The sequence below is a fragment of the Kitasatospora sp. NPDC057198 genome, from assembly GCF_042670125.1.
Taxonomy (GTDB): domain Bacteria; phylum Actinomycetota; class Actinomycetes; order Streptomycetales; family Streptomycetaceae; genus Kitasatospora.
Window position 1 is genome coordinate 1 of sequence record NZ_JBHUWH010000245.1, and the last position, 11,449, is coordinate 11,449.

An 11,449-nucleotide genomic window follows, 5' to 3' on the forward strand; every position below is an offset into this window, starting at 1 on the left:
CGCAAGACCGCGCACGCCGAAGCGATGATCAAGGTCGCCATGATCCGCCTCATGGCCGCCCGCCTCGCCGGCGAGGAGATCGAGCCACACGGCCCCATCGAGACCGAAGCAGCCCGCCGCCTCGCCGACGACCTCAACAATCAGTAGCAGGCCAATTACCCCACACTTTCTTACGCGTGCAGCGCGTCGTAGACCCGGGCCAGCCCGTAGACGATCCACGGCGAGGCGAGGACCAGCACCGCCACCACCGCCGCAGCCACCGCGAACTGCACCACCACCCGCCGCGTCTCCCGCCGCACCGCCCGCCCTTTCGTCGTCGTCCCCTGCCCGGAGGACGACGCCCCCGCGCTCACGGTTGCACCACCGGCACCACCGGCACCACCGGCACCGTCAGCACCGCCCGGCGCACCAGCACCCGGCACTCCTGCGACCACCGCCCGTCCGCCGCCCGCCCGCACAGCGGTTGAACCAGCACGTCCTCCGCCGCGGGTTCCGCCGCGCCGCTCCCCCGCTCCCGCAGCCACGCCGCCACCGCCTCCAGCGCCGACGGCCGCCCGGCCCCGAGCTCGTACCGGCCGACCTCCACCCACTCGTCCCCGGCCGGCGTCATCGCCCCTCCCCGCCGTCCAGGAACGCCGCCACCTCGGCGGCCAGCGCGGCGAGTTGCTCCCCGGCCTCCAGCCAGGTGGTCACCTCGGCCTGCCAGGTGCCGTCGGCGGCGCGCCAGGGCCGCAGTACCCAGGTCAGCGCGACGTGGCCGCCGGAGCCGGATACCGCGCACAGTGCCAGGTCGCGGTCAACATTGTGCCACTCCCGTTCGCCCGGCCAGCCCCGGAAGTCCGCCGCCAGGCCGGCCAGGAAGCCCGCGAGGCCGCCGCCCGGACCCAGGTCGACCACCCGGTCCAGCCGGGCCGCCAGCCCGGGGGCCCGCAGTTCCACCGCGCACCGCACGACCCCGTCGTCCTCCGCCCGGTCCGCCAGCAGGACGCCGACCTCCCGGTCCCGCCCGCACCGCACCCGCACGCCGCGGGCCCCGCCCTCGTCCGATCCGTTCACCGGGCGATCATCCCGGCCGGCGCGGAATCGGACAACCGGTCGGCCCGGGGCGGGGGTTTCGTGTGCACGGGCCCAGGCGGCGGCGTTCTTCAGGCTGCACCCGTCGGCGCCGGTGGGGTCGCCGCGCAGGGCGCCGGTGGGGCCGCCGCGCAGGGCGGCGGCGGCGCGGGTCGGGAAGCAGCCGCGGCGAATGCCGATCGCGACACCCGCCCGTACGGTCGACGCCTTCCCGGCCGGCCGCCTGTCCGCCGTCCGGGCGGCCGCCCAACTCCGGTGGGCGCGGGCGCCCTTGCCGCCCTCCGGAGGAAATCCGGGATCTGAGTACGGGTACTCTGGCCACCGATCGACCGCACACGGAATGATGATCGCACCGGTGGGCCGTCCGGGCCCGCCCCGCCGACCGGAGCCCCCGCCGTGAAACGTCCCGCCCTGGCCGTGGCCGCCGCCGTGCTCGCCGCGGGCACCCTGCTCACCGGCTGCGGCTCCACCCACTCCTCCGGGGGCTCCTCGAACGCGGGCGCCGCCCGCCCGAGCGGCTCGAACCCGAGCGCCTCCACCAGCGGCACCCCGAGCGCCGCGCAGGAGGCCCAGCAGAAGTACGAGCAGCAGCAGAAGCAGGCGGTGGCCGACCACGACCGGGCGTTCCCGACCGTTGCGGAGACCTGCGCGGGGAAGTCCACCGCGGTGCCGTCCCCGGTCGCCCCGCCCCCGGTCGACCCCACGCCCTCGCTCGGCCCGGACGCGAACCCGGGGCAGCCCGAGAACCCCAAGTACGCCGAGAACCACGCCTACTTGCAGACGGCCGCGCTGAGCCCCGTCCAGCAGTGCCGGGGCGACGCGCACGCCGCGCGGATCACCGCCGAACTCGCCAAGCAGGCCCCGCCGAACGACCCCGAGCAGGCGAAGGCCCTGCTCACCCGCCTCGGCTACCCGAACGCCACCGTCACCCCGGGCAGCCGCGGCGTGCAGTTCACCTTCTTCGTCCCGCAGATCGGGCCCTGCCTGACCGGCACGCTCTCCGCCCCGCCGCACATCGAGGTGCACGGCCCCTACCTGGAGGGCGGCTGCTCCCCCTCCCCCGGCGGCCACTGAGCCCCCGCCGCCCGGTACCCGGCGCCCACCGCCCGGCACCCACCGCCCACCGCTCGCCGCCCGCCGCCCGCCGCCCGCCGCACTCACCCCCGGCACCGGCGCGCCCACCAGGGATCGTCCGGCGGAGCGGACGGGTCGGGCCAGGTACGGCTGGTGTAGCGGGCGTCGAGCGGCTGCACGATGCTCCTCAACTCCCGGGCGGCCCGCCGCGGAAGGGCACGGAGGGCGATCTCGAGGACCCCGCGTTCGTCGGTCCGGTAGAAGGGGTTGCACAGCGGGCAGCCGCAGCCGCCCGAGAGCGCCGAATCCGGCCGGTACGCCGTACGCGTCCACGCCCGGAGGGCACTCGCCACGGCCCCCGGCCAGAGGCATTCGCCTTCGAGACGGGCGACGGCGGCCGCGAGTGCGCGGGAACCGCGGGCGAGACCGGGCACCGGGGCTCCGTCGGCACCCCGCGCGGGACGGCGACCGGTGACCCGGAGCCGGGACGGCCGCCTACGCGGCATTTCCCCTTCGACAGTGCTGCATGCGGCCCAGTCTGCCGGTTCCCCGGCCGCGCCCGCACCCGGATTGCGAGGACGGCGGAGCGGAAATCCCTTCGCGACGGGGCAGTCGGCCCGCCAGGATGGGGCGATGACGAACGATGCGCTGTTCCGTCGGGCGGCCGGCCTCTGGGAGGAACTGGCCGCCGTGCCCGCCGCCTTCCCCGCGCCGGGCGCCGCCACCGTCGTGGTCTCCCCGGCCTCCGGCCTGTGCCCGCCGGGCTGGTCCGGGCTGCTGACCCTGAACGGCGCGGTGCTGGCGACCGTACCGGACGAACGGCGGGCCGGACTGCTGCGCGCCGCACTGCGCTCCTGCCCGGAGGCCGCGTGGAACGCCGGCCTGCTGCGCACCGCTCTCCCGGTCGGCCGGATCCTGGGGCCCGCCGCACTCGCCTACCTCGCCCCGGAGGCGCTGGCCCCCGCCGCAACCGGCCCGCGACCGGCGGTCCACCGACTCCCGGCCGACCACCCCGCCCTGCTCGCCCTGCTGGCCCGCTCCCCGGCGGAGGACCGCGACGAGGCTTCGCTCGACGAGATCACCTCCCCCGCGTTCACCGTCCTGCGGCACGGCCGCGCCCTGGCCGCCTGCGGCTACCGCGCCTGGCCGCACCGGACCGCCCAGTTCGCCGTCCTCACCGCCCCGGAGGCCCGCGGCCGGGGCCTGGCCCGAACCGCCGCGACGGCCGCCGCCGCCCACGCCCTGTCCGCCGGCCTCCTCCCCCAGTGGCGCGCCCGCGTCCCCGCCTCCCGCCGGGTCGCCGCCCGGATCGGCTTCCGCGAACTGGGCGCCCAGCTCTCCGCCGAGATCCCCTGAAGCCCTTCCCGGACCCCGCCGACCGGCCGGCCTCAGCGCCGACCCGACACCAGCAGCGCGGCATGCGGAAGCGCCAGCACGCCGTCCGCCGCACGGAACTCCCCGGCCAGGCGGATGAACTCGGCCTCGATCCGGGCCCGGACCTCCGGGGTCTGGTGGTGCAGGAGTTCGCCGATGAAGGCGACCCGCCCGGCGGGCCCGGCCCACCATTCCTCGGGGGTGGTGCGGTGGTCCCAGCGCAGGGTGCGGCAGTCGGTGTCGTGCAGGCCCCTGGCGGTGAGCAGCCCGGTCAGGCCCTCGGGGGTACCGATGGCCTGGAGCGCGGCGGGTGGTGGCGGCAGGTGGGCGGGCCGGGTGGCCTGCGCGGCTTCGACGGCCCGGCCGAGCAGGCTCTGCCCGGGGGCGGCGGGGTTGGCCCAGACGGTGAGGGCGAGCCGGCCGCCGGGGCGCAGCACCCGGCGCAGTTCGGCCACGGCGGCGTCCGGCCGTCCGACGTGGTTGATCACGAAGTTGCCGACCACGGCGTCGAACGTCTGGTCGGCGAAGGGCAGTTCGGGCAGGGTCGCGGCGTGCAGTTCGGCCTGCGGGGCGTTGCGCCGGGCTTCGGCCAGCATGCTGGGTTCGGCGTCGACGGCGGTGACCCGGGCGCCGCGCGCGCAGGCGGCGGTGGCCGCGGTGCCCGTGCCGGTGCCGACGTCCAGCACTGCCCGGCCGGGCCCGACGGCGGCGGCGTCGAGCAGGGCGGGCACCGGGTGGGCGCAGAGCCGGGCGAAGCTCGCGGCGTAGGCGGTGGCCCGGCCCGTCCAGATCCGCCGCTCCAGGGCGTCGAACGCGTCGAGGGTCTCCGGGCTGTCGGCCGTACCGTGCCCGGGGCCGCCCACCGTGAAGTTCGCCATCCGTCCGCCCCTCGCCGCGCCTCGTCCCGCCGGTCGTCATCCGCCTTGACGTCGGCTCAGCCCTGGGCGGTTCCGCGCACCTTCGCCAGGAAGCCGGCCAGGTTGTCGCGCATCCGCTCGATCCGCTGCTCTTGCGTCAGCGACTCGTGGATCTTGCTGCCGGTCTCGCGCAGGCCCCGGACGTACAGCGGGCAGGCCAGGTCGCTGCACATGTACGCGCCGACGGAGTTGCCCTGTCGCCCGGCGGGGCCGGCCAGCGGGGCGACCAGCAGGGAGACGCCGCCAGTGTGCGTGGTGACGCACAGCGAGCAGATGCTCCGGCGGGGCTGCCAGGAGGCGCCGGAGGAGGCACGCAGGACGACGGCCTGCGGGTGGCCGTCGATCTCGGTGACCAGGTAGGCGCGGTCGGGGGCCTGCGGGTCGCGCCAGCCGAGGAAGTCCAGCTCGGGCCAGGGCTGTTCGGCCAGCTCGCGGGGCAGGTTCAGTCGTTTCGCCTCGCCCTTGGAGCAGTTCAGGAACGCGGCGCGGATCTCTGGGTCGGTCAGCTCTCTCACGAAACACCACGCTAATTTGCCTAAGTCGTTTAGGCAAACGGATAATGCTTCCAGGAAGTGCGGGGACCAGGAGAGGAACGGGTGAACACGGTGGCACGTGCAGGTCTGACCCCGGGGGTGCTGGCCCAGGCGGGCGCGGAACTGGCCGACGAGGTGGGCTTCGAGCAGGTGACGGTCACCGAGCTGGCCCGGCGCTTCGACGTCAAGGTCGCCAGCCTGTACTCGCACGTCCGCAGCTCGCACGACCTCAAGGTCCGGATCGCCCTGCTGGCCCTGGAGGAGCTCGCCGACCGGGCAGCCGACGCGATCGCCGGGCGCTCCGGCCGCGACGCCCTGGCCGCCTTCGCCGAGGCGTACCGCGGCTACGCCCGCGAGCACCCGGGCCGCTACGACGCCGCCCGGCTCCGGCTCGACCCGGAGACCGCCGCCGCCAGTGCCGCCCCCCGGCACTCCCAGCTGACCCGGGCGATCCTGCGCGGCTACCACCTCTCCGAGCCGGGCCAGACCCACGCGGTCCGGCTGCTCGGCGGCGTCTTCCACGGCTACATCGGCCTGGAGGCCGCCGGGGGCTTCGCCCACACCCCGGTGGACCCGCAGGAGTCCTGGGACTGGATCGTCGACTCGCTGGACGCCCTGCTCCGCGCCCGCGCCGACGGCTGAACCACCGGTCGGGGCCGGGCCGGAACGGCGGGTGCTCAGAACGGCGGGTACTCAGAACGGCGGGTGCTCGAAGCCGCCCGTGGGTTCCAGCGGCTCCGACGGCTGCGGCGGCTCGTAGTGCTGGAGGACGGCCAGCGCCTCCTCGATCCGGCCCAACTCGACGAGGTACCCGCCCAGGTCGCGCCGGTTCCAGTCCGGGTCCGGGGCGACCCGGAGCAGGGCGACCGCCTCCTCCGTCCGCCCGGCGTCCGCGAGCATCCGGGCGACCTGCCCCGGCGCGTACCAGGTGTCGCCCTCCGGGTGGGCCCGGCTCCGCTCGACGGCCTCGTCGATCCGGCCGCAGGCGGCCATCAGCGGCAGCCGCATCCAGTACTGCTCCCAGTGCTCCGCGCCGCCGCGCCGCTCCCGGAGCGCGTCGAGCAGGTCCAGGCCGTGCCCGGGGCGGCCGAGGTCGAGGCAGAGCGTGGCCAGCAGGTCGAGGTCGCAGTCCTCTCCGCCGCTGCGCTCGGCGCACCGGTACGCCAGCTCGATCGCCTCCTCGCCGCGGCCGTGCCGGGCCAGCAGGTGGGCCAGCAGCACCGGCACGTGCCGCCGGAAGACCTCCGTCCGCCGGTACGCCTCGATCGCGCCGTCGACGTCGCCGCGCTCCTCCAGCACCTCGGCCAGCCGTTGCAGCCCGTGCCCGTACCCGTCGGCCTCGGCGTAGGCGCGCAGCTCCTCGATCCGGCCGTGCCGGGCCAGCAGGTCGGCGAGCGCGTCCCGGTTGCCGACGGAGGTGTCCTGCCGGGTGCGCAGCAGGGCGATCGCCTCCGCCACCCGGCCCTGCCGCTCGCGGATCCCGGCGAGCAGCTCGACGGCGTTGCGCGGCTCGACCCCGCCGCTGCGGCCGTCGGGGCCCCAGACGTCCCCGGTTTCGGGCGGGGCAGCCGCGATCCGGGCCGCCAGCAGGTCGGCGGCCTCCTCCGCGAGCCCGGCCGCTTCGGCGGCCTCGACCAGCGGCCCGGCCAGGAACCACTCGCTCAGGTGCGGGAGCAGCAGGGCGAACGCCTCGTCGGCGCGGCCGTGCCGGGTGAGCAGCCGGGCGAAGGAGCGCAGCACCAGCTGGTCGCCGCCCTCGGCGTACGGGCGGGCCAGCGCCACGGCCTCCTCGACCCGGCCCCGGCCCTCCAGCAGTTCGACGGCGGCCTCGGCGGCCGGCCACCAGTTGAGGGCGAGGTACGGTTCGAGCACCGCGAGCGCCTCGTCCGGCCGCCCGTGCCGCTCCAGCCACCGGGCCCACTCCCGGGCGCAGAACCACTCCCCGCGCCCGGCCTGCTCCCGCACCACGGCGGTGTGGCCCAGCTCGAGCAGCCGCCGGACCAGGTCGGGCGGGACGCAGCCGCTCTCGGTGCGCACCCGGTGGTCAAAATCGTCGACGTTCACGGGAGCGGACGCTAACAGCCGCCCCCGACAGCCCTCCCGACGGCCGGCCCCTTCCCGCCCGCCGCTCAGGCGCCTTCGCGCACCGGGAGCTTCCAGCCCGGACGCGGGTAGTGGCAGGTGTAGCCGTTGGGGTAGTGCTGGAGGTAGTCCTGGTGCTCGGGCTCGGCCTCCCAGAAGTCGCCCAGCGGGGTGACCTCGGTGACCACCTTGCCCGGCCACAGGCCGCTGGCGTCGACGTCCGCGATGGTGTCGAGGGCGGTGGCGCGCTGGTCCTCGTCGGCGTAGAAGACCGCCGAGCGGTAGCTGCTGCCGATGTCGTTGCCCTGCCGGTCCAGGGTGCTCGGGTCGTGGATCTGGAAGAAGTACTCCAGCAGCGTCCGGTAGCTGATCCGCTCCGGGTCGTAGACGATCTCCAGCGCCTCGGCGTGGCCGGGGTGGTTGCGGTAGGTGGCGTGCGCGTTCTGGCCGCCGGTGTAGCCGGTCCGGGTCGACTGGACGCCGGGGAGTTTGCGGATCAGCTCCTGCATCCCCCAGAAGCACCCGCCGGCCAGGACAGCGCGGTCCGTGGTCATCTCGTACTCACTCCTCGCATCGATGCGTCGACTCGTCCCCCCGGGACACCGCCCCGGAGGAACCACCCGGTCCAACCGCCCGCGCGCCCCCGGTGTTCCCCTCCGCCGGACCCCGTGCCCGGTGGTTCCTCCGCGAGCGCCCCGGCCTCAGCCGGCCAGCCCCTCGAGGACCTGCGCGCCGGGCAGGGCGGCGGCGACCGCGCCGGGCAGGATCAGCTTGCCGCGCCGCCGACCGCTGCCGACCAGGACGTGCGGGGTGGCGGCGACCGCCGCGTCGATCAGCAGCGGCCAGTGCGCGGGCAGGCCGACGGGGGTGATGCCGCCGTACTCCATGCCGCTCTCGCCGACGGCGGTGTCCACCGGCGCGAACGACGCCTTGCGGGCGCCCAGGTGGCCGCGGACCGCCTTGTTGACGTCGAGCCGGGTGGTGGCCAGCACCAGGCCGGCGGCGAGCGTGGTCTCCCCGCCGCGCTTGGCGGCGACCACCACGCAGTTCGCGGACGCCTCGACCGGGACGTCGTGGGCGGCGCAGAACACGGCGGTGTCGGCCAGTTCCGGGTCGGTGTCCACGTACAGCACCTGGCCGGCCAGTTCCGCGTCCCAGCCGCCGAGCAGGGCGGCGACCGGGGGCGCCAACTCCCCGAGGGCGTCCAGCGCGCGCCGCACCTGCGGGAAGTTCCCGAACGGCGCCCGGACCGACTGCTCCACCTGTTCCACCTGCTCGCTCATGCCGACGACTCTAACGCCGCCGCGGTGCCGTCCCGTTCACCCGTCGAGCGCCGCCCGCCAGCTCCAGGAGGTGCGGCGCCCGCGGCCCGGCAGTCCGCCCCGGCCGGTGCACCAGAGCAGGACCGGGGCGGGGTCGCCGGCAGGGGCGTCGGGGAAGAGCCGGGCCAGCACGGCGGCGCAGGGCGCGGGCGGCGGCGTCCAGTCGAGGGCCAGGCCGGTGGTGATGTCGTGGGTGTGCAGCAGCGTCTCGGCGATGCCCATCGCGGCGAAGCCCGTCCGGTCGGTCGGGCCCCAGTGCCAGGCCCTGGCGTCCGGGCCGGCGGCGGCCAGGGCGAGGGCGAGCAGTTCGCCGCAGGCCAGCGCGGTGGTCAGCGTCTCGGCCGGGCCGGCGTCCGGACGCACCGTCAGGTCGAAGGGCAGGTAGCCGCCCCCGGGGCGGGCCACGACCTGCCCGGCGTAGGCGAGCAGGTCGTGGCCGACGTGGGCGAGCGTCTCCCGGCAGCTCCACTCCAGCGGGCCGGCCGGGACGCTCCAGTCGGCGCCGAGGTGCGGGGTGAGGACGCGTCGGGTCTCCGCCAGGGCGGTGCGCAGTCCGGTGTGGTCCGTTCCGGTGTGATCCATGGGGATCATCCTCCGCCCCGCCCCCGGCCCGCGGTCCTACAGGTAGGGGCGGGTGATCAGTTCCAGGCCGTGCCCGGCCGGGTCGAGCACGTAGACGCCGCGCCCGCCGTGCTCGGTGTTGGTCTCGCCGGGGCGCTGCATCTGCGGGTCGGCCCAGTGGTCGGTGCCGCGCTCGCGCAGCAGGGCGACGGCGCGGTCGAACAGCTCGTCGTCGACCAGGAAGGCGTAGTGCTGCATCTGGACCTCCACCGGCGGCGCGGCGAACTGCAGCATGACGCCGTCGGCGAGCAGCAGGTTGGTGAACGGGCCCCAGGAGGGCGCCTGTTCGGCCTCCAGCAGCTCGCGGTAGAAGCGGGCGGACGCGGCGGCGTCCTCGGAGAGGATGATGGTGTGGTTGAAGGCGGCGGGCATGGCCGGGTGAACCTCGTTCCGGGTGTGGTCGGTCTGGGGACGTGTGCGCGCACTGCTCCCCGGGCCCGGCGGCCCTCGGACGTGCGGACGCCCCTGCGGCACCCGGGGCGCGGTCAGTCGCCCACCGGGTCACCGATCCGTGCGTGGCCCCTGGCCGTTCCGGTGTTCACCCGGGCACCGTACGCAACCCCCGGCCCGGTCGGCAAACCCTTTTCCGCCGCCTCCCCGGCACGGCGGAAATCCGGGTGCGAACGGCCCGCCGTCGGCGCTACCGTCGCGCGGGTGGCTGACGAATGCTTCACCGTGCCCAGGTTGGCGGCCCTCTACGACGCGCTCGACCCGGACCGCTCCGACCTGCTGCCCTACCTCGCCCTGGCCGACGGGCTCGGTGCCGCCGAGGTGGTCGACCTGGGCTGCGGCACCGGGGTGTTCGCCCTGCTGCTGGCCGGGCGCGGCGTGCGGGTGGTGGGCGTCGACCCGGCCGCCGCGTCGGTCGAGGTGGCCCGCGGCAAGCCGGGCGCCGAGCGGGTCCGCTGGCTGGTCGGGGACGGAACGGGCCTGCCGCCGCTGCGGGCCGACCTGGTCACCATGACGGCCAACGCCGCCCAGGAGATCACCGACCCGGAGCACTGGTCGGCCACCCTGCGGGGCGTGCGGGGCGCGCTGCGTCCGGGCGGGCACCTGGTGTTCGAGAGCCGGGTCCCGGCCCGCCGCGCCTGGGAGTCCTGGACGCGGGAGGCGTCCCACCGGGTCAGTGACCTGCCGGGTGTCGGCGCGGTGGAGAGCTGGGTGGAGCTGCGTTCCGTCGACGGCCCGCTGGTGTCCTTCCGCTGGCACTACGTGTTCGCCTCGGACGGGCAGCACCTCACCTCGGACTCCACCCTGCGCTTCCGCGAGCGCGCCGAGGTGGAGGCCGACCTGCGCGCCGCGGGCCTCGAACCGCTCGAGGTCCGGGACGCACCGGACCGTCCGGGCCTGGAGTACGTCTTCCTGGCCCGCCGCCCCCCGGACCCGCCCTCCTGAACCCGCGGCCCCTGAACCCGCCGCCCCCGAGCCCGCCGCCCCTGAACCCCGGGCCCGAAGCCGCTCCGGGGCGGGCTCAGTGCCCCGGCTCGGCCGGGCCGCCGTGCTCGAACCGCAGGACGCGCTCGCGCAGCAGGCGCCTGGCCCGCGGCAGGAAGGCGCTGCTGGGGCCGCCGACGTGCGGGGTGATCAGCACGCCGGGGGCGTGCCAGAGCGGGTGGTCGGCGGGCAGCGGTTCCGGGTCCGTGACGTCCAGCGCCGCCCGCAGGCGCCCCGCGGAGAGTTCGGCGAGCAGCGCCGCGGTGTCCACCACCGGCCCGCGGGCGACGTTGACGAGCAGCGCGCCGTCCTTCATCCGGGCCAGGAAGGCGGCGTCGACGAGGTGCCGGGTCTCCGGGGTCAGCGGGGTCAGCAGCACCACGACGTCCGCGGCCGGCAGCAGTTCGGGCAGCTCGGCGACCGCGTGCACCCGCTCCTCGGGGCGGGCGCCGCGGGCGACCCGGACCACCTCGCACTCGAACGGCTCCAGCCGCGCGGCCAGCGCGCGCCCGATCGAGCCGTAGCCGAGGACGAGCACCGTCTTGTCGGCGAGGGACTCGTGGAACTCCAGCCGCCAGGTGCCCCGGTCCTGCAGCCGGGTGAAGCCGGGCAGGCCCCGCAGCGAGGCGAGGGTCAGCGTCACCGCCAGTTCGGCGGTGCTGGCGTCGTGCAGGCCGCGCGCGTTGCAGGCCCGCACGCCCTCCGGGACGTGCGGCAGGACGTCGTCCATCCCGGCGGTCAGCGTCTGGACGACCTTCAGCGCGGGCAGCCGCGGGATCAGCGGCAGCGCGGCGGCGTGCCGCAGGTAGGGCAGGCAGAAGAACTCCACCGCGGCAAGCTCCTCGTCCGGCGGCACCGGCCCGTCCCCGTCCCACACGAGGACGTCGAGACCGGCGGGCAGGCCGCCGATCGTGTCGGGCGCGTACGGGAGGAGGTAGCGGGCGCTCATGCTCCGACCCTAGCCGTCCGGCCGTCGGCCGCCCCGCCGGGGCCGGGCGTGCGCGGGCCCCTCCCGGAC

General features: G+C 76.3%; 15 protein-coding genes and 1 pseudogene. 5 read left to right on the plus strand and 11 right to left on the minus strand.

Features of this window, described 5'->3' with window-relative positions; translation table 11 throughout:
- Nucleotides 1-147: pseudogene (locus tag ACFUEL_RS24705) on the plus strand (IS5/IS1182 family transposase); the annotation flags it as partial.
- Between the two features lie 23 nt (nt 148-170).
- On the opposite strand, the gene ACFUEL_RS24710 reads toward ACFUEL_RS24705, so the two are convergent.
- Genes ACFUEL_RS24710 through ACFUEL_RS24720 form a run of 3 tightly spaced genes read right to left on the minus strand, consistent with a single transcriptional unit; the run spans nt 171 to nt 1,056 of the window.
- On the minus strand, nt 171-353 hold the full coding sequence (locus ACFUEL_RS24710) for a hypothetical protein (protein WP_380238938.1): 183 nt from the start codon (nt 351-353) through the stop codon (nt 171-173).
- On the minus strand, nt 350-610 hold the full coding sequence (locus tag ACFUEL_RS24715) for a hypothetical protein (RefSeq protein WP_380238939.1): 261 nt from the start codon (nt 608-610) through the stop codon (nt 350-352). The genes ACFUEL_RS24710 and ACFUEL_RS24715 overlap by 4 nt, the downstream gene beginning before the upstream one ends.
- A complete protein-coding gene (locus tag ACFUEL_RS24720) occupies nt 607-1,056 on the minus strand; it encodes a DUF6228 family protein (RefSeq protein WP_380238940.1) in 450 nt (149 codons plus the stop codon). Before ACFUEL_RS24720 ends, ACFUEL_RS24715 begins: the two co-directional genes overlap by 4 nt.
- Before the next feature lie 414 nt (nt 1,057-1,470).
- Here ACFUEL_RS24720 and ACFUEL_RS24725 point away from each other — a divergent pair, with 414 nt between their 5' ends.
- Both ACFUEL_RS24725 and ACFUEL_RS24730 read left to right on the plus strand, forming a co-directional pair.
- Nucleotides 1,471-2,148, plus strand: a complete 678-nt coding sequence (locus ACFUEL_RS24725; RefSeq protein WP_380238941.1) for a hypothetical protein — start codon at nt 1,471-1,473, stop codon at nt 2,146-2,148.
- 633 nt (nt 2,149-2,781) lie between these two features.
- Nucleotides 2,782-3,504 carry a GNAT family N-acetyltransferase gene (locus tag ACFUEL_RS24730; RefSeq protein ID WP_380238942.1) on the plus strand — a complete coding sequence of 241 codons (723 nt, stop codon included), beginning with the start codon at nt 2,782-2,784 and terminating at the stop codon, nt 3,502-3,504.
- Between the two features lie 32 nt (nt 3,505-3,536).
- Here ACFUEL_RS24730 and ACFUEL_RS24735 read toward each other — a convergent pair whose 3' ends face one another.
- Both ACFUEL_RS24735 and ACFUEL_RS24740 read right to left on the minus strand, forming a co-directional pair.
- On the minus strand, nt 3,537-4,400 hold the full coding sequence (locus ACFUEL_RS24735) for a class I SAM-dependent methyltransferase (RefSeq protein WP_380238943.1): 864 nt from the start codon (nt 4,398-4,400) through the stop codon (nt 3,537-3,539).
- Nucleotides 4,401-4,456: 56 nt separating this feature from the next.
- Nucleotides 4,457-4,954: an FBP domain-containing protein gene (locus ACFUEL_RS24740; protein WP_380238944.1), complete on the minus strand. Its 498-nt coding sequence runs from the start codon at nt 4,952-4,954 to the stop codon at nt 4,457-4,459.
- A 90-nt stretch (nt 4,955-5,044) separates the two neighbouring features.
- Between ACFUEL_RS24740 and ACFUEL_RS24745 the strand changes: the two genes are divergently transcribed.
- On the plus strand, nt 5,045-5,614 hold the full coding sequence (locus tag ACFUEL_RS24745) for a TetR/AcrR family transcriptional regulator (RefSeq protein ID WP_380238945.1): 570 nt from the start codon (nt 5,045-5,047) through the stop codon (nt 5,612-5,614).
- 51 nt (nt 5,615-5,665) lie between these two features.
- Here the strand turns inward: ACFUEL_RS24745 and ACFUEL_RS24750 are convergent, their stop codons facing one another.
- From ACFUEL_RS24750 to ACFUEL_RS24770, 5 genes are all read right to left on the minus strand, one after another.
- Nucleotides 5,666-7,036, minus strand: coding sequence for a hypothetical protein (locus tag ACFUEL_RS24750; RefSeq protein WP_380238946.1), 1,371 nt, complete (start codon nt 7,034-7,036; stop codon nt 5,666-5,668).
- 65 nt (nt 7,037-7,101) lie between these two features.
- Entirely contained in the window at nt 7,102-7,608 is a 507-nt protein-coding gene (gene msrA / locus ACFUEL_RS24755; RefSeq protein WP_380238947.1) for a peptide-methionine (S)-S-oxide reductase MsrA, read from the minus strand.
- 147 nt (nt 7,609-7,755) lie between these two features.
- Nucleotides 7,756-8,337, minus strand: coding sequence for a YbaK/EbsC family protein (locus ACFUEL_RS24760; protein ID WP_380238948.1), 582 nt, complete (start codon nt 8,335-8,337; stop codon nt 7,756-7,758).
- A gap of 36 nt (nt 8,338-8,373) precedes the next feature.
- A complete protein-coding gene (locus ACFUEL_RS24765; RefSeq protein ID WP_380238949.1) occupies nt 8,374-8,958 on the minus strand; it encodes a maleylpyruvate isomerase N-terminal domain-containing protein in 585 nt (194 codons plus the stop codon).
- A 36-nt stretch (nt 8,959-8,994) separates the two neighbouring features.
- Complete coding sequence (locus tag ACFUEL_RS24770; RefSeq protein ID WP_380238950.1) at nt 8,995-9,369, minus strand: VOC family protein; 375 nt, start codon at nt 9,367-9,369, stop codon at nt 8,995-8,997.
- A gap of 282 nt (nt 9,370-9,651) precedes the next feature.
- Here ACFUEL_RS24770 and ACFUEL_RS24775 point away from each other — a divergent pair, with 282 nt between their 5' ends.
- Nucleotides 9,652-10,392 carry a class I SAM-dependent methyltransferase gene (locus tag ACFUEL_RS24775; protein ID WP_380238951.1) on the plus strand — a complete coding sequence of 247 codons (741 nt, stop codon included), beginning with the start codon at nt 9,652-9,654 and terminating at the stop codon, nt 10,390-10,392.
- 76 nt (nt 10,393-10,468) lie between these two features.
- Here the strand turns inward: ACFUEL_RS24775 and ACFUEL_RS24780 are convergent, their stop codons facing one another.
- Nucleotides 10,469-11,380, minus strand: coding sequence for a 2-hydroxyacid dehydrogenase (locus tag ACFUEL_RS24780; protein WP_380238952.1), 912 nt, complete (start codon nt 11,378-11,380; stop codon nt 10,469-10,471).
- Nucleotides 11,381-11,449 lie beyond the last annotated feature (69 nt).

What these genes read in the sequence shown, in the direction of transcription:
- ACFUEL_RS24715 (WP_380238939.1), bottom strand. Translation starts at nt 610, where the DNA reads ATGACGCCGGCCGGGGACGAGTGGGTGGAGGTCGGCCGGTACGAGCTC.
- ACFUEL_RS24730 (WP_380238942.1), top strand. Translation starts at nt 2,782, where the DNA reads ATGACGAACGATGCGCTGTTCCGTCGGGCGGCCGGCCTCTGGGAGGAA.
- ACFUEL_RS24735 (WP_380238943.1), bottom strand. Translation starts at nt 4,400, where the DNA reads ATGGCGAACTTCACGGTGGGCGGCCCCGGGCACGGTACGGCCGACAGC.
- msrA (WP_380238947.1), bottom strand. Translation starts at nt 7,608, where the DNA reads ATGACCACGGACCGCGCTGTCCTGGCCGGCGGGTGCTTCTGGGGGATG.
- ACFUEL_RS24760 (WP_380238948.1), bottom strand. Translation starts at nt 8,337, where the DNA reads ATGAGCGAGCAGGTGGAACAGGTGGAGCAGTCGGTCCGGGCGCCGTTC.
- ACFUEL_RS24765 (WP_380238949.1), bottom strand. Translation starts at nt 8,958, where the DNA reads ATGGATCACACCGGAACGGACCACACCGGACTGCGCACCGCCCTGGCG.
- ACFUEL_RS24770 (WP_380238950.1), bottom strand. Translation starts at nt 9,369, where the DNA reads ATGCCCGCCGCCTTCAACCACACCATCATCCTCTCCGAGGACGCCGCC.
- ACFUEL_RS24780 (WP_380238952.1), bottom strand. Translation starts at nt 11,380, where the DNA reads ATGAGCGCCCGCTACCTCCTCCCGTACGCGCCCGACACGATCGGCGGC.